Origin of the sequence: Salmonella sp. 741265055_HSA (genome assembly GCF_046569525.1) — a bacterium.
GTDB classification, from domain to species: Bacteria; Pseudomonadota; Gammaproteobacteria; order Enterobacterales; family Enterobacteriaceae; genus Salmonella; species Salmonella enterica.
Genome location: NZ_JBKFSQ010000010.1, coordinates 29,686 through 56,519, shown reverse-complemented (window position 1 = coordinate 56,519; position 26,834 = coordinate 29,686). Strand labels below are relative to the sequence as shown.

Genomic DNA, 26,834 nt, shown 5'->3' with positions numbered 1-26,834 from the left:
TTTTATTGCGTAAGTGCCGCAGACAGCGCCGCCGGCTCGTTCAGCGCCGACGCTGTCAGGGTGTCGACAATACGTTTCGTCAGACCAGTGAGGACTTTACCTGGACCCACTTCATAAAGATGTTCAACGCCCTGCGCCGCGATAAATTCCACGCTCTTCGTCCACTGTACCGGATTGTACAATTGACGAACCAGCGCATCGCGGATAGCGGCGGCATCGGTTTCACATTTCACGTCAACGTTGTTCACTACCGGCACCGTTGGCGCGCTAAAGGTAATTTTGGCTAATTCAACCGCCAGCTTATCTGCCGCTGGTTTCATCAGCGCGCAGTGCGACGGTACGCTCACCGGCAGCGGCAGCGCGCGTTTCGCGCCAGCGGCTTTACAGGCTGCGCCCGCGCGTTCTACCGCCTCTTTATGCCCGGCGATGACCACCTGTCCCGGCGAGTTAAAGTTAACCGGAGAAACAACCTGCCCTTCAGCAGATTCTTCACAGGCTTTAGCAATAGAGGCATCATCCAGCCCGATGATCGCAGACATGCCGCCAGTACCTTCCGGAACCGCTTCCTGCATGAATTTACCGCGCATTTCCACCAGACGAACGGCATCAGCAAAGTTGATGACGCCGGCGCAAACCAGCGCGGAATATTCGCCCAGGCTGTGACCTGCCATTAACGCAGGCATTTTACCGCCCTGCTGCTGCCAAACGCGCCAAAGCGCGACGGAAGCGGTTAATAACGCCGGCTGCGTCTGCCAGGTTTTATTCAGCTCTTCCGCTGGACCTTGCTGGGTGAGCGCCCACAGATCATATCCCAGAGCCGCAGAAGCTTCAGCAAACGTTTCTTCTACGATAGGGTAATTTGCCGCCATCTCGGCCAACATCCCAACGCTCTGAGAACCCTGACCGGGGAACACAAATGCAAATTGCGTCATGTTTAAATCCTTATACTAGAAACGAATCAGCGCGGAGCCCCAGGTGAATCCACCCCCGAAGGCTTCAAGCAATACCAGCTGACCGGCTTTAATTCGCCCGTCACGCACGGCTTCATCCAGCGCGCACGGCACAGAAGCCGCGGAGGTATTGCCGTGCCTGTCCAGCGTGACGACGACATTGTCCATCGACATGCCGAGTTTTTTCGCTGTCGCGCTAATGATACGCAGGTTAGCCTGATGCGGCACCAGCCAATCGAGTTCTGAGCGATCCAGGTTATTAGCCGCCAGCGTCTCATCGACAATATGCGCCAGTTCAGTGACCGCCACTTTAAAGACTTCATTGCCCGCCATCGTCAGGTAAATCGGGTTATCCGGATTTACGCGATCGGCATTCGGCAGGGTCAGTAATTCACCGTAACGGCCATCGGCATGAAGATGAGTGGAGATAATACCCGGTTCTTCAGAAGCGCTCAGTACGGCCGCGCCTGCGCCATCGCCGAAAATAATGATCGTACCGCGATCGCCAGGATCGCAAGTGCGGGCTAATACATCGGAACCGACCACCAGCGCGTGTTTAACCGCGCCGGATTTAACGTACTGGTCGGCGATGCTTAACGCGTAGGTGAAACCTGCGCACGCTGCCGCGACATCAAACGCCGGGCAACCTTTAATACCGAGCATACTTTGAATCTGACATGCCGCGCTTGGAAATGCATGCGTTGCTGATGTGGTAGCGACCACAATCAAGCCAATTTGGTCTTTATCGATCCCCGCCATCTCAATCGCGCGATTCGCAGCGGTAAAGCCCATCGTCGCGACAGTTTCATTCGGCGCCGCGATATGGCGTTCACGAATACCTGTACGAGTGACAATCCACTCGTCAGAGGTTTCAACCATTTTTTCCAGATCGGCGTTAGTCCGCACTTGTTCGGGCAGATAGCTGCCAGTACCAATAATCTTCGTATACATGTACGCTCAGTCACTTTTCGGTTATATACCGTTACCTGTAAACGTCTGGCACGCTGGCGGCGCCGGGGAGACAGCGATATTATCTGTGCGCCCGCAGGTTTACGCCTTTGCCATCGTCCAGCGGTTCAAATCCGGCTGGGTATACAGATTCCAGGCGAGCGGCAATTCGCTGAGGAACTTGTCGCTGCACCGCCTGCACTGCCTGTTCAATCGCGACTGCAAATGCTCGCTGATTGGCCGCACCATGACTTTTTATCACCGTGCCGCGCAATCCTAACAGACAGGCGCCATTATACTGGTCGGGGTTGAGGTGACTGAATCGCCTCGTCAGGCTTTTTTGTAACCAACGTTTTAATAACAGCAGCCACCACGACCGTTTTTTCCCCTCGCCCTGTGATTTCAGCAGTGAAAGGAACATCCTGACAACCCCCTCCATCGTTTTAAGTGTGACATTGCCTGTAAAGCCGTCACACACCAGTACATCGGTTTTTCCCGTCAGTAACTCATTCGCCTCAAGGTAGCCGATGTAATTGATGGTTGGGACTGTTTTTAACATTAAAGAGGCTTCGCGAATACTGTCGAGGCCTTTGGTTTCTTCTTCCCCGATATTGAGTAGCGCCACGCGGGGATTTTTGATCCCGACGACCTCTTCCGCCAAAACGGCGCCCATCACGGCAAACTGCACCAGCATGGTACTGTCGCAGTCGACGTTGGCCCCCAAATCAAGCACTACCGTTTTGCCCTTTTGCTGGTGCGGTAATACCGTCACCAACGCCGGACGCTCAATCCCCTCAAGAGGCTTGAGCAATAATTTCGCCAGCCCCATCAGCGCCCCGGTATTACCGGCGCTAACGCAAGCTTCGGCTCGGCCTTCTTTCACAAGCTCCAGGGCCACACGCATGGATGTCCCGCGACTGGCGCGGATCGCCTGCGAAGGCCGGGCATCACTGGCAATAACTGACTGTGCAGGGATAATCTGCAGACGCGAACGTTGTTCAAAGTCAGCTTTGGCAAGTAATGGCGTGATAATATCGGGATTCCCGACTAAAAGAAGAGTGAGCTGCGAATTAGCGTTCAGTGCCTGCAATGCTGCAGGCACCGTCACGGAAGGACCAAAATCGCCCCCCATGACATCTAACGCCAGGGTTAGACGTGTCAAGGTATCGTCGCTGCCTGGTTCGGTGTTCTCCGCTTACGCGGAGAAATCCTCACTAAGCTTTATCACGCTTGTACTCTTCGGCTTTTACACCACAGGCACGCCTGTGATGCAAAAGGCATCGAGTATCGCGCGATTACTTAGCGATGACCTTACGGCCGCGGTAGTAACCGTCGGCAGTGATGTGGTGACGCAGGTGTTTTTCACCAGAAGTTTTGTCTACAGACAGGCTGGTGACTGCGGTCAGAGCGTCATGGGAACGACGCATGCCACGTTTGGAACGGGTTGGTTTATTCTGTTGTACGGCCATGGACCTTACTCCTCAATTACGGTTTATCCCTGCGTCCGCGGGGAAGACCTATTACTTACGCTTTAAGCTGGCTAATACGGCAAATGGGTTTGGCTTTTGCGCTTCATCAGGCAGTTCGCCAAAGACCATGTCCGCCTCGGACACTTCACAGTGTTCAGAATCATGCACCGGAACTACCGGCAAGGCGAGGATGATTTCATCTTCAACCGTCGCCAGCAGATCGATTTCGCCGAATTCGTTTACCTCAATCGGCTCATACGCTTCCGGCAGTGCTTCAGCCTGCTCGTCGGAACGGACAGGGCTAAAACAATACGTTGTGTGAACCTGATGGGTAAACGGTTTCCCGCAACGCTGGCATTCGAGCGACACCGTAACGACCGCATCGCCGGTTAAAACGGCGAGACGCTGGTTATCGATAGCGAACGACATGGAGCATTCCACATCACTGTCCACACTGACTACAGATTCGGCGACGCGCTCAACCTGATCGGGGGTATAGATACCCTGGTAATCAAGGCGTTTTTGAGCGGTACGAACCGGATCAAGAGTCAGGGGTAATTTTACCTTTTGCATAGGGCGCGCATATTAACTTCGTAACGTCATATAGTCAAAGAAAAAGGCAGCCTGCGGTTGCCTTTTGCCAATAATTCGCACACATTGCGGGTTACAGACTTATTTTCGCTCAAGACGAGTCAGTATGACAGGCTTGAAGACCGAAGAGCATAGTTTAAGATGGCTCTCATCATTACGCTATATCTGAGGGAAAAAATATGCCCCGTCTCATTCTTGCGTCTACCTCTCCCTGGCGTCGCGCGCTGCTGGAAAAGCTGACGATTCCTTTCGAATGCGCCGCGCCGGATGTTGATGAAACCCCCATGCCGGGCGAAGCGCCGCGTCAGTTGGTGCTGCGGCTGGCGCAGGCGAAGGCGCAATCGCTCGCCGCGCGTTTCCCGAATCATTTGATTATTGGCTCCGACCAAATTTGTGTTCTGGACGGTGAAATCACCGGCAAACCGCTGACGGAAGAAAAAGCGCGTCAGCAATTAGCCAAAGCCAGCGGAAATATTGTGACGTTTTATACCGGACTGGCATTGTATAACTCCGCCTCCGGGCACTTACAAACCGAAGTGGAGCCTTTTGACGTTCATTTTCGCCATTTAAGCGAAGCGGAAATAGACGACTATGTCCGCAAAGAGCATCCGCTGCACTGCGCGGGAAGTTTTAAAAGCGAGGGTTTAGGCATTGCATTATTTGAGCGCCTGGAGGGTCGTGACCCAAATACCTTGATCGGTTTGCCGCTGATCGCGTTGTGTCAAATGCTGCGGCGGGAAGAGATGAACCCACTGAATGCCTGATTAATCTGCCTGATGGAGACGCGATGCGTCTTATCAGGCCTACGGTGCATCACACGATTGTAGGCCTGATAAGCAACGCGCATCAGACTTTACTACGTAATACTTCAAGGCAGCGCTTCAATTGCTTATCCATCGGCGCTTCAATGCGCATGACATCGCCCGTTCCCGGATGCGTGAACTTCAGCGCCGCGGCGTGCAGAAAGAGACGTTTAAGACCGGTTCCCGCTTCGGTAAGCTGTTGATCAAACTCACGGTCGCCGTAGCGATCGTCGAACGCAATAGGGTGACCGGCATACTGGGTATGCACACGAATCTGATGCGTACGTCCGGTCACCGGGCTACAGCGCACCAGCGTGGCGAAGGCATAGCGCTCTTCCACCTTGAAGCGCGTTTCTGACGGTTTACCTTCCTGGCTCACGCGAACAATGCGTTCGCCGCTTTGCAGAATGTTCTTTAATAATGGCGCCTGTACGGTTTTAACGTGCGATTGCCACTGGCCGCGCACCAGCGCCAGATAATCTTTCTGCATTCCCTTTTCGCGCAGTTGCTCATGCAGCGAACGCAGCGCGGAGCGTTTTTTCGCCACCAACAGCACGCCGGAGGTATCGCGGTCAAGACGATGCACCAGTTCCAGGAATCGCGTTTCCGGACGCAACGCCCGCAGCCCTTCGATGACGCCAAAACTTAACCCGCTCCCACCGTGTACGGCGGTGCCGGAAGGTTTATTCAGCACCAGAATATGGTCGTCTTCATACAAAATGACGTCCGCCAACGCCGCCACTTTTTGCAAATGCGGCGACACGGCCTCTTCTTCGCGTTCAGCAACGCGAACCGGCGGAATGCGGACTTCATCACCCGCTTCCAGTTTGTATTCCGGTTTGATGCGTTTTTTATTCACCCGCACCTCGCCTTTACGCAAGATGCGATAAATCATACTTTTTGGTACCCCTTTCAGTTGGGTGCGCAAAAAGTTATCAATGCGTTGCCCCGCTTCGTCAGCGGCGATGGCAACAATTTTTACGGATGGCGTTTCTGTTTTCATGGGGGGCGATTCTAAATAGCCTGTGAGATTCGCGCCACACATTTTTCTATGCTTATAGAGACGTCTATGCCAGTGGATGAACATTTTTCACTGCGGTTTTGCTGGTTATTAAAGCGATCGGCTCATGCTGGTGAAAAAACTGTGAGTAAGCGGGTGATAAATGGTAAAAGTCATCTTGCTATAACAAGGTTAGCAGTGGAATAATGATGCGGTTTCCGCACCGAAACTTGTTAAAACAAAAAGTTTAGCGGAATAACCCATTTTGTCTGACCGATCATCAACGCAGCAATGGCGTAAGACGTATTGATTTTTCAGACAGTTAGCGGGCTGCGGGTTGCAGTCCTTACCGGTAGATAGGATCTTCTCTGGAGAGTAATGCCCAGGCTGCTTCCCTGATAATTGCGCTGTGTTTCCGTATGAAATACAGGCAACCGACACTCTGCGCCTCTTTGAGCTGACGATAACCGTGAGGTTGGCGACGCGAAATAGTCACGAGGCCATCGGTTCATGCCCGGTAAGGCGTCACCATGCCCGCAGCTTAGTCGTCAACGTAAGAATAATGAGTAAGTTACGATGAAAAGAATGTTAATCAACGCAACTCAGCAGGAAGAGTTGCGCGTCGCCCTTGTAGATGGGCAGCGTCTGTACGATCTGGATATAGAAAGCCCCGGACACGAGCAGAAAAAAGCGAACATCTATAAAGGCAAAATTACCCGTATTGAACCGAGCCTGGAAGCGGCTTTTGTTGATTACGGCGCAGAACGCCACGGTTTCCTCCCGTTAAAAGAAATTGCCCGCGAATATTTCCCCGCTAACTACAGCGCTCATGGTCGCCCGAACATTAAAGACGTGTTACGTGAAGGCCAGGAAGTCATTGTTCAAATCGATAAAGAAGAGCGCGGCAACAAAGGCGCGGCGTTAACCACCTTTATCAGTCTGGCGGGCAGCTACCTGGTACTGATGCCGAATAACCCGCGCGCGGGTGGTATTTCCCGTCGCATTGAAGGCGACGATCGTACCGAGTTAAAAGAAGCGTTGGCCAGCCTGGAACTTCCTGAAGGGATGGGGCTTATCGTGCGTACCGCGGGCGTGGGTAAATCCGCCGAAGCGTTGCAGTGGGATTTAAGCTTCCGCCTGAAACACTGGGAAGCCATTCAGAAAGCCGCTGAAAGCCGTCCCGCGCCGTTCCTGATCCATCAGGAAAGCAACGTCATCGTACGCGCGTTTCGCGACTATCTGCGTCAGGATATCGGTGAAATCCTGATCGACAATCCAAAAGTGATGGAAATGGCGCGTCAGCACATCGCCGCGTTGGGCCGCCCGGATTTCAGCAGCAAAATCAAACTGTACACCGGTGAAATTCCGCTGTTCAGCCACTACCAGATTGAATCGCAGATCGAGTCAGCGTTCCAGCGTGAAGTGCGCCTGCCCTCCGGTGGTTCTATCGTTATCGACAGCACCGAAGCGCTGACCGCCATCGACATCAACTCCGCGCGTGCAACCCGCGGCGGCGACATCGAAGAGACCGCGTTCAACACCAACCTTGAAGCGGCCGATGAGATTGCCCGCCAGTTGCGTCTGCGCGACCTGGGCGGCCTGATCGTTATCGACTTTATCGATATGACGCCGGTACGTCACCAGCGCGCGGTAGAAAACCGTCTGCGTGAAGCGGTGCGTCAGGACCGGGCGCGTATTCAGATTAGCCATATTTCCCGCTTCGGCCTGCTCGAAATGTCGCGTCAGCGCCTGAGCCCGTCGCTGGGCGAATCCAGCCATCACGTGTGTCCGCGCTGTAGCGGTACCGGCACCGTGCGCGATAACGAATCTCTGTCGCTGTCCATTCTGCGCCTGATTGAAGAAGAAGCGCTGAAAGAGAATACGCAGGAAGTCCATGCCATTGTTCCGGTGCCGATCGCCTCTTATCTGCTTAACGAAAAACGGACGGCAGTGAACGCTATTGAGACGCGTCAGGATGGCGTCCGCTGTGTCATCGTCCCGAACGATCAGATGGAAACGCCGCACTATTCCGTGCTGCGCGTACGCAAAGGGGAAGAAACGCCGACCCTGAGCTACATGCTGCCGAAGCTGCACGAAGAAGCAATGGCGCTGCCTTCTGAAGAAGAGTACGCCGAGCGTAAACGCCCGGAACAGCCTGCGCTGGCGACATTCGCTATGCCAGATGTGCCTCCGGCGCCGACGCCTGTCGAACCGGCGGTTAGCGTCGCCACGGCGAAAAAGGAGAATGTTGCCACCGCGCAGCCTGCCCAGCCGGGTCTGTTTAGCCGCTTCCTTAACGCGCTGAAACAACTGTTCAGCGGTGATGAAGAAACGAAAACCGTCGAAACAGCCGCGCCGAAAGCGGAAGAAAAAGCGGAGCGTCAGCAGGATCGTCGTAAGCCACGGCAGAACAACCGTCGCGATCGTAACGAACGCCGCGACACCCGTGATAACCGTGCCGGACGTGACGGCGGCGAGAGCCGCGACGATAATCGTCGTAACCGTCGCCAGGCGCAGCAGCAAAATGCGGAAGCGCGCGATACCCGCCAGCAGGAGACGGCGGAAAAAGTGAAAACCGGCGATGAGCAGCAACAGACGCCGCGTCGCGAACGCAGCCGCCGCCGCAATGATGACAAACGCCAGGCGCAGCAGGAAGTAAAAGCGCTTAACCGCGAAGAACAGCCTGTCCAGGAGACCGAGCAGGAAGAACGCGTTCAGCAGGTTCAGCCGCGCCGCAAGCAGCGTCAGCTTAATCAGAAAGTCCGCTTTACCAACAGCGCAGTGGTTGAAACGGTTGATACGCCGGTCGTCGTCGACGAACCACGCCCGGTTGAAAACGTTGAACAGCCCGTTCCAGCGCCACGTACCGAGCTGGCGAAAGTTGATTTACCTGTCGTTGCCGATATCGCGCCGGAGCAGGATGATAGCGTAGAACCTCGCGATAATACCGGTATGCCGCGTCGCTCCCGCCGTTCTCCGCGCCACCTGCGCGTAAGCGGTCAGCGTCGCCGTCGCTATCGTGACGAGCGCTACCCGACACAATCGCCGATGCCGCTAACCGTCGCCTGCGCGTCGCCAGAAATGGCGTCCGGTAAAGTCTGGATCCGCTACCCGATTGTCCGTCCTCAGGAAACGCAGGTTGTTGACGAGCAGCGTGAAGCAGATCTGGCGCTGCCACAACCGGTTGTCGCTGAACCGCAGGTTATCGCTGCGACCGTGGCGTTAGAACCACAAGCGTCGGTACAGGCGGTAGAAAACGTTGCCGTTGAGCCGCAGACCGTCGCCGAACCACAGGCGCCGGAAGTCGTCGAGGTCGAGACAACACATCCGGAAGTGATTGCCGCGCCAGTTGATGAACAGCCGCAACTGATTGCCGAAAGCGATACGCCGGAAGCGCAAGAGGTTATTGCTGACGCCGAACCGGTAGCAGAAACCGCCGACGCGTCCATTACGGTGGCTGAAAACGTAGCTGATGTTGTCGTTGTCGAGCCAGAAGAAGAGACAAAAGCGGAAGCGTCTGTTGTGGAGCATACGGCAAAAGAAACCGTTATCGCACCGGCCCAGGTGGTGGAAAAGCCGCAGGACGTTGTCTGCGTTGACGATCATAACCACGCCAGCGCGCCGATGACGCGTGCGCCAGCGCCGGAATATGTGCCGGAAACCCCGCACCATAGCGACTGGCAGCGCCCTTCCTTCCACTTTGAAGGTAAAGGCGCAGCAGGCGGACACAGCGCCACACGCCACGCCAGCGCCCCGGCGACACGCCCGCAGCCGGTAGAATGATGTAAATGCTGACACAAAGCCGACCGCCAGGTCGGCTTTTTTATGCCCCTTACAGGGCGATGCCTCACCCCATGGCGTCTTTTAGTCATGAGGTCGGGCGGGATAGTACGTACGGATGGCGTCGCTACGGGCGCGACAATATGACCACTCAATGACGACTAAAAAAATGCCCGCGCCGGGGTGGATGGCGCGGGCAGACAAAACATATCCAGTTTCGTGATATGTTTCAAAAGAGGCGTTACCGGTTCAACTGGAAAAGCGACATTCCCTGCATGTCGGTAAACGTTTTATAGGACGCCTGTAATGCCGCCTGTTGCATGACGTAGGAGGAGATGACCGAGTTCCAGTCCACATCTACCAGGTTGCTCATCTGCAGCTTCTGTCCCAGCGCACGGTCGCTTCCCAGTGAATCCAGCGTACTGAGTTCGCTCAGTTGCGTTCCCAGTTCCGCACGAACGGTCAGGACGTTATTAAGCGAATTTTTTAAGCCGCGATTGGTTTTATCAATGGCGGCAGCGGCCTTTTCTTTTTCCACGTCATTGCCTTCCACCGGGGTATTGAGCGCGGCAATTGCCGTATCGAGCATGACAAACAGATTCTTTTCGGAGTCCGAGCCATCCGGTTCCGGCACCGCATTGCTGGTGATGCTATTAAAAATTTGCGCTCCCGTATGGCCAATTACCATCGTGCGTGCGGAATCCACCTGCTGGGTAACACTTTTCTCGCCACCATGATAACCACCTGTCGCCTGGTCGAATGGCGCCGCTTCCGTTTTATATCCGGCAAAGATATAGCGACCATTGCCGTCAGTGCTGTTTGCCAGGTTCATCAGCTGATCGCGGATCCCCTGTAAATCCGTCGCCAGTGACGCGCGGTCATCGTCGCTTAATGTGCCGTTTCCGGCATAGACGATTTTTTCCTGCGCGGTTTGAATCGCCGTCGTCACCTGACTGAGTACGCTTTCTTCCAGCGACACTTTTTGGGTGGCAAACGTACGCGCCAGGGCGTACTGGCTATTCTGCGCCTGCGCCTGAGAGAGTACTACCGCCTGCGACGCGGCGATCGGATCGTCAGATGGGTTGGTAACGCGCTTACCGGTAGACATCTGCTCGCCCAGCTTCATCCATTCGGCCTGAGAATTAGTGATGCCGCTCATATTTTGTTCGTACATCATCTGGGTACTGATACGCATGTCATCCTTCTCCTTTAGCGAATATTCAGTAACGCATCAAACAGCGCATTCGCGGTCTGCAATACTTGCGCATTCGCCAGATAATACTGCTGATAACGCTGCAAATTGCCGTACTCTTCGTCGAGGTTAACGCCGGAAACCGACTGTTGCTGTTTATAAAGCTGTTTAACCACATTCGCCTGCGTGGTGCTGCTGGTTTTCAGCGTTGACGTTTTGTTACCCACATCGCTGACCAACGTGGCATAAGCATCGTTAAAGGTTTTGTTGCCGCCCACGACATTGCTGTTTTGTAAGTCCAGCAATGCCTGACCATTGCGGTTATCGCTGTCGCCGGTATCCACATCAGGATCGAGTTTTGACTCAGACGCCATCGCAATCTCGGCTTCATTTGTCACTTTAACGTTCATGTCGACGATAGCATTGCTGACCGGCTTGAGAAGAAAACTGTCGTTTTTCTGTGCGCCGGTTCCTACCGTCACTTTAAGACCGTCAATCTCCAGTTTTCCGTCAGCATCTTTTGTCGCCGTGAAGGTGGTGTTATCCGCAGTGCGAGTAACCTGCCAGTCTGTACCGTCAAAAACAATCTTATAATCCGTCGCCTGAACCTTCGTGCTGTCGACCACCTTAGCGGTTAGCGATACCGTTTTATCGGCATTATTACTGTTGCTATATACCACCGGCGAGCCAATGCTAAAGAAGTCTTTCCCTTTATTGCCGTCGGCGTCATAACCTTTGGTATGCTGCGCGTTAAACGCATCGGCAAACGCCAATGCCAACTGGCCCAGCGTATTACGAGTCTGATCCAGATCCTGAGAACGGAACGTCAGTAATCCGCCGAGCGAACCGGTGTTCAACAACTTTTCCGGAATTTCGATGTTACCGGCGGCCTCATCGACATAAGCGACAGTCGTTCGCGTCGGGTCGGCACTGGAGGGAACCGCCGCCAACTGACGCGCCGTCGACCCCTGCACCAGCGTATAGCCATTGGCCATCGTCAGGTTATAGGTGCCGCCGTCCTGTACACTCACCTCGACGCCAACGATCTTGTTAAGCTCGCTGACCAACTGATCACGCTGATCGAGCAGGTCGTTCGGCGATGCGCCCGCGCCTACGCCCGTCATACGGGAGATTTGATCGTTCAGGTTAGCTATCTGCTTCGCGTAATTGTTGATTTGCGCCACGCTGGAGCCAATCGCGATATTGACCTGTTTATCCTGATCGCGCAGATACTGATCGGTGGTTTTGAACTGGTTTACCAGCCCTTCCGCTTTACCAATCAGCGCCTGACGCGCCGCAGGATCTTCCGCATTACTGACTAACGTTTGCAGGCTGGTAAAAAAACTCTGCAACGAACCAGACAGCGAGCTGGATTTATCAGCCAGCAGGTTGTCGATTTTCGACATTTGTTCATAGCGCGTGGTTAAGCCGCTGCTCTGGTTTTGCGCGCCGCGTAGCTGATTAGTGATAAACGCATCATATTCGCGCTGTACGCCTGAAACGTAAACGCCATTACCTATCCAGCCGCCAGCCCCTAACGTACTGTTTGCCTGCGCCAGAATAGTTGTCTGCCGGGTATAACCCGCAACGTTATAATTGTTGATGTTATTACTGACCGTATTTAACGCGGCCTGCGCGGCGTTAAGTCCGCTCATGGCGTGATTAATCAAGCTGGACATGATGGTTCCTTTTAATCCTTCAATACTCGTTGTTATCGGCAGCGACTACGTGGACTTGAGCAATTTAAAAGAGATTGTCGAGATTCGCGCTGTAGGTTTTGCTGACCTTTTCACTCATCGCTTTCAACTGCTGAATCATGCTGGTCAATTTACGCGCGTAATTCGGGTCAGTGGCGTATCCGGCGTTTTGCAGGGCCACTGCGCCCTGCTCTGCCGTGGCGGCAGTGGTCACGGCAGCGTAGCGTGGGTTACGCGTTAACAGCGCGACATAATCCGATAACGCCTCCAGATACGAGTTATAGACGCGGAATTTCGCTTTCACTTTTTTCGCTTCGCCATTTTCGTATTCAGTGGTGGTGATTTCCGTCACCGGCCCTTTCCAACTGGCGGTCGCTTTCACGCCAAATACGTTATAGCTGGGTTCGCCATTCTCCCGCAGGATTTGCCGCTGCCCCCAGCCGGACTCCAGCGCCGCCTGAGCCAGAATCAGATGATGCGGCACCCCGCTTTGTTCGCTGGCCAGCCTCGCCGGGAGCGAAAGCCGGGCCAGAAAGTCTTTACTGTCGCCGGAGAGCGGCGCATCACTGCTATCCGGCGTTTTCGGGATGGCTTTGCGCACCAGTTGGGTCAGCGCCTGATTTTGATAGCTGTTTACCGTCTCCAGGGAGAATTTAAGCGGTACTTGCGGCGCGTCATCCGCAGGCATCGTCTGCTCGCCCGTCATCTGTTTAACCATCATATCCGCCAGCCCCAGTCCCTTACCGGCGGTCATCTGCTGGGCGATCTGCTGGTCATACATGCTGGTATACAGACGCGTCTGATCGCTGCTGAATAAACCATCTTTGGGTAAAGCCTCGCGCATACTTTTCAGCATCATCTGCACAAACATCCCTTCCACCTGACGGGCCACAGGACGGATATTCGCCGCCGGGTCCTGGCCCGCTTTCGCTTTCAGTTCGTTCAGAGATTGCGCATCCCAGGCCGCGCTGGCCAGCAATTTACCGTCTCCGATCATCAGATGATTTCCAGTTTGGCGCGTAGACAGCCCGCGCTCTGCATGGACTGCAAAATCGACATCAGGTCCATCGGCGTCGCGCCAAGCGCATTCAGCGCGCGCACTACGCTGTTCAGATTGGCGCTGGAACGCACGCTCTGTAGCGATCCGCCGCTCTGACGCAAATCTATCTGAGTCTGTGGCGTCACCACGGTCTGCCCGCCGCCAAATGGCGTATTCGGCTGGTTGACGTTGAGCTGGCGATTGACTGTCACTGACAAATTGCCCTGCGCCACAGCGCAGCTATCCAGCGTGACTTCCCGATTCATGACCACCGAACCGGTACGCGAGTTGATCACGACTTTTGCATCCTGCGGCGTCACGTTGACTTCCATATTTTGAATGTCCGCCAGAAAACGCACCTGCGAGCTGTTGCCGCTGGGCACGCGTACCTGTACCGTTCGCGCATCAAGCGCAGTGGCACTGCCGTAACCGCGGGCGCGGTTGATGGCGTCGGTAATTTGCTGCGCCATCGTAAAATCTTCGTCGTTCAATTGCAGATTAATGGTGTTGCCAGCGCCGAACTGAGTCGGCAACTCGCGTTCGATAATCGCGCCGTTAGTGATGCGCCCGCCATTAAGCTGGTTAACCTGCACACTACTGCCGCCTGCGGAAGCGCCCGCGCCGCCGACCAGAATATTGCCCTGCGCCAGAGCATACACCTGGCTGTCCACCCCTTTTAACGGCGTCATTAATAACGTCCCGCCACGCAGACTTTTAGCGTTCCCCATTGAGGAAACGACGACATCGATCGTTTGTCCCTGTCGCGCAAAAGGCGGATACGACGCCGTCACCATCACCGCCGCCACGTTTTTCAACTGCATGTTGGTGCCGGTGGGGACCGTAATCCCCAGTTGTGACAGCATGTTATTCAGCGTCTGGGTGGTAAATGGCGTCTGGGTCGTCTGGTCGCCCGTACCGTCCAGCCCGACCACCAGCCCGTAGCCGATCAGCGAGTTTTCCCGTACTCCCTGGACACTGGTCAGATCCCGGATACGCTCGGCGTGCGCCAAAGTGGCAACCAGTGCCAGAACGATTCCTGCAAGAGCTTTAAACACATACACCTCGCTTACATCGGCGACAAATTAAGGAAGAAACGTTGCAGCCAGCCCATATTTTGCGCTTCGTTAATATAGCCGTTCCCGACATATTCAATCCGCGCATCCGCCACCTGTGTCGAGGGAACGGAGTTGCTGCCGCTGATGGTGCGTGGATTTACCACGCCGGAGAAGCGGATGAATTCCGTTCCCTGATTAATCGCGATCTGTTTTTCCCCCACGACGTGTAAATTGCCATTGGCCAGAACCTGATCGACGGTCACGGTCAGCGTGCCGCTAAAGGTATTGCTGGCATTCGCGCCGCCTTTACCGTTAAAAGAGTTGCCGCCGGAGGCCTCCATATCCGCGCGGGAATTACCGAATAATCCCTGCAGATAACGCGGTACCGTATCAAAACCAAAGCTGGTTTTGCCGTCGCGACTGGCATTTGCCGACGAGCTTTTACTGGCGCTGACGTTTTCCTGTAACACAATCGTGAGCGTATCGCCGATATTACGCGGTCGACGATCTTCAAAAAGCGGCTGATAGCCATAATTAATCGGCTGCGCAGACTGAAATATGGAGCCATTCGCCACCGGTACCGGGCCAGGTATCGGCTGCGCCGTGGTCGCCCCCTGCACGAGCGGTTTAGCGGGTATCCAGGCGCATCCTGTCAGCGTCGCGACCATCAGGGCCATAACTGGGTAAGCGTGAAGCGCGTATTTTTGCATTACCTTCATCTTCAAAATCAGGGAGCCGGTGGCGTATCCCCCACCGGCGGCCCCTTAGAGTTGCGTCAGTTTCTGCAGCATCTGATCGGTCGTCGATACTGCTTTACTGTTAATTTCATAGGCGCGTTGAACCTGAATCATGTTCACCAGCTCTTCCGCCACGTTAACGTTCGACGTTTCGACATACCCTTGATACAACAACCCCGCACCGTTGAGCCCCGGCGTGCTTTCGTTCGGCGCGCCGGACGATTGCGTTTCGATATAGAGGTTCTCGCCGATGCTTTCCAGCCCGGTGTCGTTCATAAAGGTGGTCAGGTTAAGCTGCCCGACCTGAACCGGCGCGGCCTGCCCCTGCTGGGTAACGCTGACCACGCCGTCGCGGCCAATCGTGATGCTTAACGCGTTGGCCGGAATGGTGATTGCCGGCTGCACCTGAAAACCGCCCGCCGTCACCAGTTGACCATTCTGATCCACCTGGAAAGAGCCGTCGCGGGTATAGGCAGACGTACCGTCCGGCAGCATGACCTGGAAAAAGCCCTGCCCTTTAATCGCCACATCTTTACTGTTGTTGGTCTGCGACAGGTTCCCCTGACTGTGCAGACGCTCCGTGGCGACCGGACGCACGCCGGTACCGATTTGCAGCCCGGAAGGCAGCGTCGTCTGCTCGGACGACTGCGCGCCCGGCTGGCGGATGGTCTGATACAACAGATCTTCAAATACCGCGCGCTGACGCTTAAAACCATTGGTGCTGACGTTTGCCAGGTTATTGGCAATCACATCCATATTGGTTTGCTGCGCGTCCAGACCGGTTTTGGCGATCCATAATGAACTGATCATAAAATGTCCTGTATTAACTCATCGACAGCAGTTGGTTAGCTCGCCCTTCGTTCTCATCTACGCTGGTGATAACCTTCATCTGCATTTCAAAACGACGTGCGTTGGCGATCATGTCGGTCATGGCCTCAACCGGCTTGACGTTACTGCCCTCCAGCACGCCCGACATAATGCGAATTGACGGGTCGGCGGCCAGTACCGCCCCGCGTTCAGCCTGTGCCTCGGCGGTAAGGCGGAATAAACCGTCATCGCTCCGCTGCACCTCATTGCCTTCCGCTTTGACCAGCTTCAGTCGCCCAACGGGCGCCACCGTGTTTGGCGGGTCGCCGGGATTGAGCGCGGAGATCGTGCCGTCTGCCGCAATGGTGATTTCCGACCCTTCAGGAACGGTAATCGGGCCGCCTTCGCCGATAACCGGATGTCCCTGAATGGTTAACTGCCCGGTCGGCCCCACCTGGATATTCCCGTTACGGGTATATCCTTCAGCGCCATCCGCCGCTTGCACCACCAGCCAGCCGTCCTGCTGCAACGCAACATCCAGCGGGCGGGACGTGTAGTCCAACTGACCCGGGGTCATATCCGCCCCGGGCGTCGACGCCGTAACCAGCGTGCGCGTTGCTAAAGAGAGGCCATCAACGGGCACCGCGCGTAGCGCGTTAAGCTGCGCGCGAAAGCCCGGCGTTGAGGCATTAGCCAGGTTGCTGGCCGTTACCGCCTGCTGGTTAAGCGTCTGGCTGGCCGCCCCCATGGCGGTATAAATTGCGTGATCCATTAAGCTATCCCGTCAGGCGCTTAGCGCAGGTTAACCAGCGTATTGAGGATCTGGTCCTGGGTTTTGATGGTCTGCGCATTCGACTGGTAGTTACGCTGCGCGACGATCATATTCACCAGCTCTTTACTCAAATCCACGTTAGAGGCTTCCAGCGCGCCGTTCGTCAGCTTACCGAAGTTGCCGGAACCGGCAGTCCCCAGCAGCGCAACCCCGGAGGCCTGTGTCGCCGCCCAGACGTTATCGCCCTGGGATGCCAGACCTTCGTTGTTGGCGAAGTTAGCCAGCACAATCTGCCCCAGCACCTGCTCCTGCTCGTTGGAGTAGTTGCCAACCACGGTGCCGTCGTTGTTAATCTGGTAGCTCACCAGGTCGCCTGGCTTATAGCCGTTCTGATTGGTGGCGACGATGTTGTTAGCCCCGGTGTTCTGCTGCATAGAGTTAAGGAAACTGAGGGAGAAGGTGGCCTTAGTCGCGCCATTAATTTCACCAGTTTCGACGTCAACCGTACCACCAGACTCCAGAATCCCGTTTTCATTGAATTTCAGCGTAGTGGACGCCGTCGTTGGCGCTGTGGCTGTAGGATCGCTGCTGTCATGGGTGTACACGGCCCATTCATTATCTTTGGTTTTCACAAAATAGACGTTCATGTCATGGGCATTACCCTGGCTGTCATAAACGGTGACGGTGCCTTTTTTGTTATACGAATCCGCATCACTCACGCTAAAGGGCGTTTTAGACGGTAAAGGATCCGTCGAGTTCAGGTTGATCTGCATTGACGCGGTGGTGGTCGATTTCGCCGCCATCAGCGTGTTCGGAATGGTGATCGGCGCAGGATTCGCCCCCTGCTGAATGGTCGGCGGCGTACCGGTGGCCGGATAGCCGGTCAACTGCATCCCCTGCATATTGACCAGGTTACGGTTCTCGTCCAGTTTGAACTGGCCGTTGCGGCTATAGAACACGGAACCGTTGCTGTCTACCAGGCGGAAAAAACCGTTCTGGCTAATCGCGACATCCAGCCCGCGCCCGGTGTTCGTTGTCGTACCGTCGGTAAAATCCTGGGTAATCCCCGCCACTTTTACGCCCAGCCCCACTTTGGAACCGGCGAACATATCGGCAAATGATGCCGTACCGGACTTAAAGCCATAGGTGGCGGAGTTGGCGATGTTATTACCGATAACATCAAGGTTGGTGGCCGCAGCGTTCAGGCCGCTAACCGCTTGAGAAAAAGACATGACTGACTCCTGATAAGTGTAAGGGCTTAGATTATTTGCCGAACTTCGTCGAGTGTGGTGGTGCCGTAGGTACCCAGATCCAACAGGTTGCCGTTACTGCCCTTCGTCACGCCCTGTACCAGAGCGAATTGCAGCGGCTGCGCCACCAGTTGCGTCCCGCCATTGCTGGCGGTAATCGCAATGTTGTAAGAACCATTCGGTACCGTTGTTCCGTCCGTTTGCTTACCATCCCAGGTAAAGGTGTGTACCCCGGCTCGCAACTCACCGATCTCCAGCGTCCGTACCACCCGGCCATCTTTATCGGTAATGGTTGCCGTCACTTTGTCCGCAGGCTGTTGCAATTCCACGCCAAACGGCGTCGTGGACGTCACGGCCCCTTCTTCCGCGCCTTTACCCGCCAGAATTGTGGTGCCAGGCACCATAACGCCATGTCCAATCAGCGTGGTCGCCTGTAGGGACTGACTATTATCGATTTGCCCGGAAATAGCCCCCAGCGTCGTATTCAGTTTTTCAATGCCGCTCACGGTACTGATTTGCGCCAACTGTGTCGTTAACTCATTATTTTGTAATGGGTTAGTCGGGTCCTGGTTCTTCAATTGCGCGACCAGTAAGGTCAGGAAACTGCTTTGCAGATCGGCAGCGTTGCTTCCGGTCATCGACCCGCTGCCGGTCGTCGTTTTGACGCCCGTGTTGGTCGGGTCATTCATATTTACGGCAATAGACATACGCGCCTCCTTTACTGGCCTAATGTCAGCGTTTTAAGCATCATGCTTTTTACGGTATTCAGGACTTCGATATTTGCCTGATAGCTGCGCGAGGCTGACATCGTGTTGACCATTTCGCCGACCACATCGACGTTGGGCATTTTGACGTAACCATTAGCGTCCGCCAGCGGATTGCCTGGCTCATAAACCAGCTTTTCCGGTGCCTGACTTTCAATCACGCTGGCGACCTTTACCCCGCCAGTGGCTTGCCCCGGCGCGGCGTCCACCTGAAAAACCACCTGTTTGGCGCGATAAGGCTGTCCGTCCGGGCCGGTGACGCTATCCGCATTCGCCAGGTTACTGGCCGCAACGTTCAACCGCTTGGACTGTGCGGCAAGCGCCGATCCGGCAATATCAAAAATGTTTAACAGCGCCACGAATTAGTTTCCTCCCTGTAGCACATTCATCATGCCTTTGAGTTGGCTACCCAGAACGGTAAGCCCCATCTGATATTTGAGACTGTTATCCGCAAACTGCGTACGTTCCCTGTCCATATCTACGGTGTTACCATCCAAAGAAGGCTGATCGGGTACGCGGTAAAGCAGATCCACTGCGGGAGAAGAGACCGCCTGGGCGGGAATATGGCGAGAGGAAGTCAACGACAACGCGACGCCGCCGGTTTCTTCCCGCCCGCGCACCATCACTTTTTTTAACTCACTGGCAAAATCAATATCGCGCGCCTGATACCCCGGCGTATCGGCATTGGCGATATTCGCCGCTAATATTTCCTGACGTTGCGCGCGCAGATTTAGCGCTTCCTGCTGAAATCGTAAGGCGGCATCGAGCCTGTCGAGCATATCTCCTCCGCAAATGGCAAAATTCAGCCGACAGCTTAAATGCCTTCACGCGCGCGTTATCGCCGGAATAAACGCAAAATGCGTCGCTATTTATTGCGTTGATGCTTGCTTCACACGGGTAGAATCCTGTCATGACATCAACCAGGGGGAAGTACCATGCAAACGTTAAAACGAGGATTCGCCGTGGCGGCTTTGCTGTTCAGCCCCCTGACAATGGCGCAGGACATCAACGCCCAACTGACCACGTGGTTTGCCCAGCGTCTGGCTGGCTTCAGCGATGAGGTGGTTGTCACGCTCCGCTCACCGCCCAATCTGCTGCCGAGCTGCGAGCAGCCAGCCTTCAGCATGACGGGCAGCGCGAAGCTGTGGGGAAACGTCAATGTGGTGGCGCGCTGCGCCAATGAAAAACGTTATTTGCAGGTGAATGTGCAAGCGACCGGCAATTATGTCGCCGTTGCCGCGCCCGTCGCGCGCGGCGGAAAATTGACGCCAGCCAACGTCACGCTAAAACGTGGCAGGCTGGATCAGTTACCGCCGCGGACGGTACTGGATATCCGTCAGATTCAGGATGCCGTCAGTTTGCGCGATCTCGCTCCCGGGCAGCCGGTACAGCTTACGATGATACGTCAGGCCTGGCGCGTCAAAGCGGGGCAACGAGTACAGGTCATCGCCAATGGCGAGGGGTTTAGCGTCAATGCGGAAGGTCAGGCGATGAATAATGCCGCCGTCGCGCAAAATGCGCGCGTGCGCATGACATCGGGTCAAATCGTGAGTGGAACCGTCGATTCTGATGGGAATATTCTTATTAACCTATAATTGTGTAAAGATTTTGTCGCGGCTGCCGATGAGATATTCAACCATGATGGTAGCTGGCCGCTACAACGTAACCCTCGATGAGGATAAATAAATGAGCATTGACCGTACCTCACCTTTGAAACCCGTTAGCACTGTCCAGACGCGCGAAACCAGCGACACGCCGGTACAAAAAACGCGTCAGGAAAAAACGTCCGCCGCGACGAGCGCCAGCGTAACGTTAAGCGACGCGCAAGCGAAGCTCATGCAGCCAGGCGTCAGCGACATTAATATGGAACGCGTCGAAGCATTAAAAACGGCTATCCGTAACGGTGAGTTAAAAATGGATACGGGAAAAATAGCAGACTCGCTCATTCGCGAGGCGCAGAGCTACTTACAGAGTAAATAAGCGTATGACTCGTTTGTCAGAAATACTTGACCAGATGACCACCGTCCTGAATGACCTGAAGACGGTGATGGACGCCGAGCAACAACAGCTTTCCGTAGGCCAGATTAACGGCAGCCAGCTACAGCGTATTACAGAAGAAAAAAGCTCATTGCTGGCGACGCTGGATTATCTGGAACAACAGCGCCGTCTGGAGCAGAACGCGCAGCGTAGCGCAAACGATGACATTGCAGAGCGCTGGCAGGCGATTACCGAAAAAACGCAGCATCTGCGCGACCTCAACCAGCACAACGGCTGGCTGCTGGAAGGGCAAATCGAGCGTAATCAACAGGCGCTGGAGGTGCTGAAACCTCACCAGGAGCCGACCTTGTACGGGGCTGACGGTCAGACTTCCGTCTCTCACCGCGGCGGTAAAAAAATTTCTATCTAATCAGTGCCGGATGGCGACGTTGCGCCTTTCCGGCCTGAATGCCTTGTAGGCCTGATAGCACAGAGCTATCAGGCACTGAATTTACGCCGTCCGGCGAACAAACTCTTTAACTTTAAAGCCCAGCACGGCAAGCGCGGCAAAATAGGCCGCGATACCCGCGATCACTACCGCCATCAAACGCAGCAAACGCCATAACATCGACCCTTGCGACCACTCCGGCATAATATGCAACACGCCGAACAATACGGCGGCCATCACCAGTACGGAAATGATCAGACGCATCAGGAACCACATCCAGCCCGGTTGTGGCGTAAAGATATTCTGTTTGCGCAGTTGCCAGTACAGCAGCGACGCATTGAGACATGCCGCCAGACCAATAGAGAGCGACAGCCCGGCGTGTTTTAGCGGTCCAATAAACGCCAGGTTCATTAACTGAGTCATGATTAACGTCACGATGGCGATTTTCACCGGCGTTTTAATATCCTGGCGAGAATAGAAACCAGGGGCCAGCACTTTTACGACGATCAAGCCAATCAGCCCCACCGAATAGGCGATTAACGCCCGCTGCGTCATTGCCGCATCAAAGGCGGTGAATTTACCGTACTGAAACAGCGAGACCGTCAGCGGCTTCGCCAGAATGCCTAACGCTACCGCGCTCGGCAACGCCAGTAAAAAGCACAAACGCAGCCCCCAGTCCATCAGGCGGCAGTACTCATCATGATTGCCGCTGGCAAAGCTTTTCGACAATGACGGCAACAGGATGGTCCCCAACGCCACGCCCAGCACGCCGGACGGGAACTCCATCAACCGATCGGCATAGTACATCCATGAAACCGAGCCGGAGGCCAGAAACGAGGCGAAAATGGTATTGATGATAAGGGAGATCTGACTGACGGAAACGCCCAAAATCGCCGGCCCCATCTGTTTGACCACCCGCATCGCCCCAGTGTCGCGAAAGTTAATGCGCGGCAGCACCAGCATACCGATCTTTTTCAAATACGGAAGTTGATACACCAGTTGCAGCACGCCGCCGACGGTGACTGCCCAGGCTAACGCCAGCACCGGCGGATTAAAGTATGGCGCGGCGAATAATGCAAAACCGATCATGCTGATATTAAGAAATGTCGGCGCAAAAGCAGGAATAGAGAAGCGATTCCAGGTGTTGAGAATGGCGCCAACCAGTGAAGCCAGCGAGATCAGCAGAATATAGGGAAACGTAATCCGCAGCAGTTGCGTCGTCAGCGCGAATTTATCCGCAGTATCGGCAAAACCCGGCGCGGTTACCATAATCACCCACGGGGCGGCCAGCATACCGGCCACCGTCACGACGGCCAATGCCAGCGTCAACAGGCCGGAAACGTAAGCGACAAAGATCCGCGTCGCTTCTTCACCCTGCTTGCTCTTATATTCCGCCAGGATAGGCACAAAGGCCTGAGAAAAAGCGCCTTCGGCAAAGATCCGGCGTAGTAAATTAGGGAGTTTAAACGCCACAAAAAAGGCGTCGGTCGCCATCCCTGCGCCAAAAATTCTGGCGACAATCGCATCACGGGCAAAGCCCAACACGCGTGAAAACATAGTCATCGAGCTGACGGCAGCCAGCGATTTCAATAAATTCATTTCTTTTGTATTCCAGACCCTGGCGTAAAACTCCTGCATGGCTGATCCATCGACCGGATAACGCAACTTCTGCCGTATCCGGCTGTATCACCGAGCCTGACGGCGACGTTAAAACGTCTTATCAGGCCTTACAGACTCCCCACGGTTTGCCATTATTCACTGTGAAAAGAGGTATTATGTAGAGTGGGCATATATACCCGCCATACTTCGAGTTGCATGTGCGTTAGCTTTTCTGCAACTCGAATTATTGAGGGTATAGTACCTGGATTACGATGAATTACTACCGCCAGATGTTACAGAGGATTATTCGCTGATGGCGTCCCGCCACAGCGCCTCCACGACGCGCTGGGCCAAAATCGCCTGCTCCCCCGCCGTTTCCGGAACCGTCTGATTTTGTACGCAGTCAATGAAATGTCGCGCGCATCCGACAAAACCACGCTGTTCAAGCGTCGTTTGCCAACCCGGAATGGGTTTGATGAGAATACCCTGCCCGCGCTCTTCGCGCCATTCACGCATATCCGTCACGTCATACAGCCCGCCGTCGGTGACGGCCTGGACCGATTCACGCTGGCTTCCGGCGCGCCGGTGCATACTGGTGGTAATTTGTAGTTTGTCGGCGGAAAAATGATGTTCCGCATAGCACATTTCGCCGGACTCGCTGGTGAGCAACGTGCCGCTGGCAAGGCGCGCCTCGCCGCCCGCCAGCCACAGAGCGGTATCCACGACATGCAGATAGTCATCGAGCAAAGTAAAACGTAAGTCGTGCGGCCCGACGCTATCGGTACGATGTTTATCCATACGCAGTGACGCCGCAGTGCCGAGGCGCGTCTTCAGTTCGCGGTACAGCGGCGCGAAACGGCGATTAAAGCCAACCATCAGCGTCAATTTTTTTTGCGCCGCCAGCGCCACCAGCCGTTCGGCATCACGTAGATTTTCCGCCAGCGGTTTATCCACGCAAACATGCACGCCGGCATTGAGAAGTTCGCTGACCACGGCATAATGGCTTGCGGTACTGGAGTGGACGAAGACCGCATCGCAGCCGGACGCTAAATTCGCCAGCGAATCCACATACGGTATGCGCCAGCTTTCGCAGATACGTAAGGCTTTATCCCGCGAAGGAGACCAGGCGCCCTGTAGCGTCCATCCGGCGGTGTTGGTTAATACCGGCAGCCAGGCCTTCTGCGCAATACCCCCTAACCCGACAATGCCAATCCGTAATGTTCTCACATTACTCTCCCAGGTGAGCTAACAAAGAATCCAGCCGCTGCTTTAACTCCGCCACTTCGCTTTCCAGCGCTTCGACGCGCGACTGAAGATCGCCCGACGCACTTTCCGGCGCAGACGTCTGGAGAGACAGTTCATCGACGTCGCCGCAAAAAAGGTGCATATAACGGCTTTCGCGCTTACCCGGTTCACGCGCCAGACGGACGACATATGGGCCGTCCTCACGACTGGCAAGCCGTTCCAGCGTGGATTCAACTTCCGCCATATCGCTGAATTCATGCATCCGCGACGCCCGGCTACGCAACTCGCCGGGCGTTTGCGCGCCGCGCAGCAGCAGCGTAGTGACGAGCGCCACTTCCGCCGCGCTAAGTTTCAGATCGCCAAATTCGGAATTACAGAAGCGCTGTTCATATTTGGTGACGCGGTTGCCAAACCCGCTGACCGTGCGTAAGAAATGGCGTTTCACCAGGTTATCGAGCTGTTCTTGTACCTCTTGTTCCGTCAGGTTCATCACCGGTTCACGGTTGGTTTTCTGATTACAGGCTGTCACCACCCCGTTGACGGAAAGCGGATACTGTTCCGGCGTTGTCACCTGCTTTTCCAGCAGACAGCCAATCACTCGCGCTTCAGTGGCGGTTAATTCATATTTCATCGTTTTCTCCCTTTGCCTCTCATTCCGTAAGCCGCTCAACGCCCCGGCGTCCATAACGGCGTGGTTAACGCCGTCAGGACATGGTCGCGCCATTGTCCATCAATCAACAGGTAATCTTTCGCATAGCCTTCTTTTTCAAAACCAAGCCGCGCCAGCAACGCGCCGCTACGTTTGTTGTGCGGCATATAATTCGCCATGATACGGTGGATATGCTGAGTGCGCTGCATATAGCGAATCGCAGCGGTTAGGGCTTCAAACATCAGCCCTTGCCCCTGCCACTTTTGCGCAATGGAATAGCCCAGATAACAGGCATGAAAAGAACCGCGCACCACATTGGAAAAATTCGCCACGCCGATAATTTCTTTTTCTTCCGGATCAAGCAGCGCGAAATAGAAGGCGGAGCCCTGTTTGTGAAATTCACCGATCATTCCCAGACGCGCCTGCCATCCTGAAGGATAACAATGACTTTCATCACGGACCGGTTCCCAGGGTTTTAAAAAATGACGATTTTCCGCGTAATAATCGGCCAGACGCCAGGCATCACGCTCATGCACTAAACGTACCACCAGACGATCGGTGGTTAAGCGCACTTTTGGCACGTTACTACGATAGCCAAACATTCTATACCTACTCCTTCCTGTAACGTCTTCAGCACGCCAGTAACATTACTATACCTGCGCAACCAGGCTCTGTGAAAAGCGCAAATCGTCATTTTTTGAATTGCTGCCACATTTTGATGAAAACTCTCGATTAAAAAGGACTTTTGATAAAAAAATATTGTCCCGCTAACGGTAGGAAAAAACGAAACGCCGCCGCAGAATAGAAGACGCTCATCTTTTATTTCCCGGGAGGGGAAATGTCGCGCGTCTCGCAGGCGAGGAACCTGGGTAAATATTTTCTTCTCATCGATAACATGTTAGTGGTGCTGGGTTTTTTCGTCGTCTTCCCGCTCATCTCTATTCGCTTTGTCGATCAAATGGGGTGGGCTGCCGTAATGGTGGGGATCGCGCTCGGCCTGCGCCAGTTTATTCAACAAGGTCTGGGCATTTTTGGCGGTGCCATCGCCGATCGCTTTGGCGCGAAACCGATGATTGTCACCGGTATGCTGATGCGCGCCGCAGGCTTTGCCACCATGGGTATCGCGCATGAGCCCTGGCTCTTGTGGTTTTCCTGCTTTCTTTCCGGTCTCGGCGGTACGCTTTTCGACCCGCCGCGCTCAGCGTTGGTGGTCAAATTAATTCGTCCGGAGCAACGGGGCCGCTTCTTCTCTCTGTTGATGATGCAGGACAGCGCGGGTGCGGTGATTGGCGCGCTGCTGGGAAGCTGGTTGTTACAATACGATTTTCGCCTGGTCTGCGCGACAGGCGCTATTTTGTTCATATTATGCGCCCTTTTCAACGCATGGCTGCTTCCGGCCTGGAAGCTATCAACGGTCAGAACGCCGGTGCGTGAAGGAATGCGCCGCGTCATGAGCGATAAAAGGTTTGTCACCTACGTGCTGACGCTGGCGGGCTACTATATGCTGGCGGTACAGGTCATGTTAATGCTGCCGATTATGGTAAACGATATCGCCGGTTCGCCTGCTGCCGTGAAATGGATGTACGCTATAGAGGCGTGTCTCTCGCTGACGTTGCTCTACCCGATTGCCCGCTGGAGCGAAAAGCGTTTTCGGCTGGAGCATCGGCTGATGGCCGGTTTGCTCGTCATGTCGCTGAGCATGATCCCCATCGGGATGGTGGGCAATTTACAGCAGCTTTTTACGCTTATTTGCACTTTCTACATCGGCTCGGTTATCGCCGAACCGGCGCGCGAAACGCTCAGCGCGTCGCTCGCGGACGCGAGGGCGCGGGGAAGCTATATGGGCTTTAGCCGTCTGGGATTAGCCATTGGCGGCGCGATTGGTTATATCGGCGGCGGCTGGTTGTTTGATATGGGTAAAGCGCTTGCGCAGCCTGAACTACCGTGGATGATGCTCGGTATTATCGGCTTTATCACCTTTTTGGCTTTAGGCTGGCAGTTTAGTCATAAACGCACGCCGCGCCGGATGCTGGAGCCCGACGCCTGATTTGATACCTGTCGC

Annotated in this window: 27 protein-coding genes; 6 read left to right on the top strand and 21 right to left on the bottom strand. The window is 54.9% G+C overall.

The annotated features are described in order from the left end of the window. Positions 1-2: 2 nt before the first annotated feature. From fabD to yceD, 5 genes are all read right to left on the bottom strand, one after another. Complete coding sequence (gene fabD / locus ACLD4K_RS07930; RefSeq protein ID WP_000191343.1) at positions 3-932, bottom strand: ACP S-malonyltransferase; 930 nt, start codon at positions 930-932, stop codon at positions 3-5. A gap of 15 nt (positions 933-947) precedes the next feature. After that, entirely contained in the window at positions 948-1,901 is a 954-nt protein-coding gene (gene fabH, locus ACLD4K_RS07925) for a beta-ketoacyl-ACP synthase III (RefSeq protein ID WP_000288148.1), read from the bottom strand. A 79-nt stretch (positions 1,902-1,980) separates the two neighbouring features. Then, a complete protein-coding gene (plsX, locus tag ACLD4K_RS07920; protein ID WP_001518286.1) occupies positions 1,981-3,060 on the bottom strand; it encodes a phosphate acyltransferase PlsX in 1,080 nt (359 codons plus the stop codon). A 133-nt stretch (positions 3,061-3,193) separates the two neighbouring features. Next, positions 3,194-3,367, bottom strand: coding sequence for a 50S ribosomal protein L32 (gene rpmF / locus ACLD4K_RS07915; protein ID WP_000290727.1), 174 nt, complete (start codon positions 3,365-3,367; stop codon positions 3,194-3,196). 51 nt (positions 3,368-3,418) lie between these two features. After that, positions 3,419-3,940 (bottom strand): 23S rRNA accumulation protein YceD, encoded by a 522-nt coding sequence (yceD, locus tag ACLD4K_RS07910; protein ID WP_001174492.1) that lies wholly within the window; start codon positions 3,938-3,940, stop codon positions 3,419-3,421. 197 nt (positions 3,941-4,137) lie between these two features. On the opposite strand from yceD, the gene ACLD4K_RS07905 reads away from it, so the two are divergent. Further along, positions 4,138-4,722, top strand: a complete 585-nt coding sequence (locus ACLD4K_RS07905; protein WP_001137603.1) for a Maf family protein — start codon at positions 4,138-4,140, stop codon at positions 4,720-4,722. Between the two features lie 82 nt (positions 4,723-4,804). On the opposite strand, the gene rluC is transcribed toward ACLD4K_RS07905, so the two are convergent. Beyond that, complete coding sequence (rluC, locus tag ACLD4K_RS07900; protein ID WP_411011649.1) at positions 4,805-5,764, bottom strand: 23S rRNA pseudouridine(955/2504/2580) synthase RluC; 960 nt, start codon at positions 5,762-5,764, stop codon at positions 4,805-4,807. 573 nt (positions 5,765-6,337) lie between these two features. Here rluC and rne point away from each other — a divergent pair. After that, complete coding sequence (gene rne, locus ACLD4K_RS07895; protein WP_411011648.1) at positions 6,338-9,544, top strand: ribonuclease E; 3,207 nt, start codon at positions 6,338-6,340, stop codon at positions 9,542-9,544. A gap of 238 nt (positions 9,545-9,782) precedes the next feature. Here the strand turns inward: rne and flgL are convergent, their stop codons facing one another. From flgL to flgB, 11 genes are all read right to left on the bottom strand, one after another. Then, positions 9,783-10,736 (bottom strand): flagellar hook-associated protein FlgL, encoded by a 954-nt coding sequence (gene flgL / locus ACLD4K_RS07890; RefSeq protein WP_058331241.1) that lies wholly within the window; start codon positions 10,734-10,736, stop codon positions 9,783-9,785. Between the two features lie 14 nt (positions 10,737-10,750). After that, entirely contained in the window at positions 10,751-12,412 is a 1,662-nt protein-coding gene (flgK, locus tag ACLD4K_RS07885; protein WP_000096425.1) for a flagellar hook-associated protein FlgK, read from the bottom strand. A 64-nt stretch (positions 12,413-12,476) separates the two neighbouring features. Next, positions 12,477-13,427, bottom strand: a complete 951-nt coding sequence (flgJ, locus tag ACLD4K_RS07880) for a flagellar assembly peptidoglycan hydrolase FlgJ (protein ID WP_411011647.1) — start codon at positions 13,425-13,427, stop codon at positions 12,477-12,479. Further along, on the bottom strand, positions 13,427-14,524 hold the full coding sequence (locus ACLD4K_RS07875) for a flagellar basal body P-ring protein FlgI (protein ID WP_001518955.1): 1,098 nt from the start codon (positions 14,522-14,524) through the stop codon (positions 13,427-13,429). Before ACLD4K_RS07875 ends, flgJ begins: the two co-directional genes overlap by 1 nt. 11 nt (positions 14,525-14,535) lie before the next feature. After that, positions 14,536-15,234: a flagellar basal body L-ring protein FlgH gene (gene flgH / locus ACLD4K_RS07870; protein ID WP_001174897.1), complete on the bottom strand. Its 699-nt coding sequence runs from the start codon at positions 15,232-15,234 to the stop codon at positions 14,536-14,538. 54 nt (positions 15,235-15,288) lie between these two features. Further along, positions 15,289-16,071, bottom strand: a complete 783-nt coding sequence (flgG, locus tag ACLD4K_RS07865; RefSeq protein ID WP_000625851.1) for a flagellar basal-body rod protein FlgG — start codon at positions 16,069-16,071, stop codon at positions 15,289-15,291. A 13-nt stretch (positions 16,072-16,084) separates the two neighbouring features. Continuing rightward, complete coding sequence (locus tag ACLD4K_RS07860) at positions 16,085-16,840, bottom strand: flagellar basal body rod protein FlgF (protein ID WP_000349278.1); 756 nt, start codon at positions 16,838-16,840, stop codon at positions 16,085-16,087. Positions 16,841-16,860: 20 nt separating this feature from the next. Next, positions 16,861-18,072, bottom strand: coding sequence for a flagellar hook protein FlgE (gene flgE / locus ACLD4K_RS07855; protein WP_079981453.1), 1,212 nt, complete (start codon positions 18,070-18,072; stop codon positions 16,861-16,863). A gap of 26 nt (positions 18,073-18,098) precedes the next feature. After that, positions 18,099-18,797, bottom strand: coding sequence for a flagellar hook assembly protein FlgD (gene flgD / locus ACLD4K_RS07850; protein ID WP_000020450.1), 699 nt, complete (start codon positions 18,795-18,797; stop codon positions 18,099-18,101). 11 nt (positions 18,798-18,808) lie between these two features. Then, the gene (flgC, locus tag ACLD4K_RS07845) at positions 18,809-19,213 is read right to left on the bottom strand and encodes a flagellar basal body rod protein FlgC (protein WP_001196448.1); all 405 of its coding nucleotides are present in this window, start codon (positions 19,211-19,213) and stop codon (positions 18,809-18,811) included. A 3-nt stretch (positions 19,214-19,216) separates the two neighbouring features. Further along, on the bottom strand, positions 19,217-19,633 hold the full coding sequence (flgB, locus tag ACLD4K_RS07840) for a flagellar basal body rod protein FlgB (protein WP_000887042.1): 417 nt from the start codon (positions 19,631-19,633) through the stop codon (positions 19,217-19,219). A 156-nt stretch (positions 19,634-19,789) separates the two neighbouring features. Between flgB and flgA the strand changes: the two genes are divergently transcribed. From flgA to flgN, 3 genes are all read left to right on the top strand, one after another. Further along, complete coding sequence (flgA, locus tag ACLD4K_RS07835) at positions 19,790-20,449, top strand: flagellar basal body P-ring formation chaperone FlgA (protein WP_411011646.1); 660 nt, start codon at positions 19,790-19,792, stop codon at positions 20,447-20,449. 91 nt (positions 20,450-20,540) lie between these two features. Further along, positions 20,541-20,834: a flagellar biosynthesis anti-sigma factor FlgM gene (gene flgM, locus ACLD4K_RS07830; RefSeq protein WP_000020893.1), complete on the top strand. Its 294-nt coding sequence runs from the start codon at positions 20,541-20,543 to the stop codon at positions 20,832-20,834. 4 nt (positions 20,835-20,838) lie between these two features. Then, the gene (gene flgN, locus ACLD4K_RS07825) at positions 20,839-21,261 is read left to right on the top strand and encodes a flagella biosynthesis chaperone FlgN (protein WP_000197547.1); all 423 of its coding nucleotides are present in this window, start codon (positions 20,839-20,841) and stop codon (positions 21,259-21,261) included. Between the two features lie 81 nt (positions 21,262-21,342). Here flgN and murJ read toward each other — a convergent pair whose 3' ends face one another. The 4 genes from murJ to rimJ form a co-directional block, all read right to left on the bottom strand. After that, positions 21,343-22,878, bottom strand: coding sequence for a murein biosynthesis integral membrane protein MurJ (murJ, locus tag ACLD4K_RS07820; RefSeq protein WP_001537775.1), 1,536 nt, complete (start codon positions 22,876-22,878; stop codon positions 21,343-21,345). A 303-nt stretch (positions 22,879-23,181) separates the two neighbouring features. Continuing rightward, positions 23,182-24,105, bottom strand: a complete 924-nt coding sequence (locus ACLD4K_RS07815; protein WP_001259728.1) for a Gfo/Idh/MocA family protein — start codon at positions 24,103-24,105, stop codon at positions 23,182-23,184. Between the two features lies 1 nt (position 24,106). Continuing rightward, complete coding sequence (locus ACLD4K_RS07810; protein ID WP_000873047.1) at positions 24,107-24,754, bottom strand: YceH family protein; 648 nt, start codon at positions 24,752-24,754, stop codon at positions 24,107-24,109. Between the two features lie 35 nt (positions 24,755-24,789). Further along, positions 24,790-25,374, bottom strand: coding sequence for a ribosomal protein S5-alanine N-acetyltransferase (gene rimJ / locus ACLD4K_RS07805; RefSeq protein ID WP_000468204.1), 585 nt, complete (start codon positions 25,372-25,374; stop codon positions 24,790-24,792). A gap of 236 nt (positions 25,375-25,610) precedes the next feature. Here rimJ and mdtH point away from each other — a divergent pair, with 236 nt between their 5' ends. Next, the gene (gene mdtH / locus ACLD4K_RS07800) at positions 25,611-26,819 is read left to right on the top strand and encodes a multidrug efflux MFS transporter MdtH (protein ID WP_411011645.1); all 1,209 of its coding nucleotides are present in this window, start codon (positions 25,611-25,613) and stop codon (positions 26,817-26,819) included. The last annotated feature ends 15 nt before the right edge of the window (positions 26,820-26,834 follow it).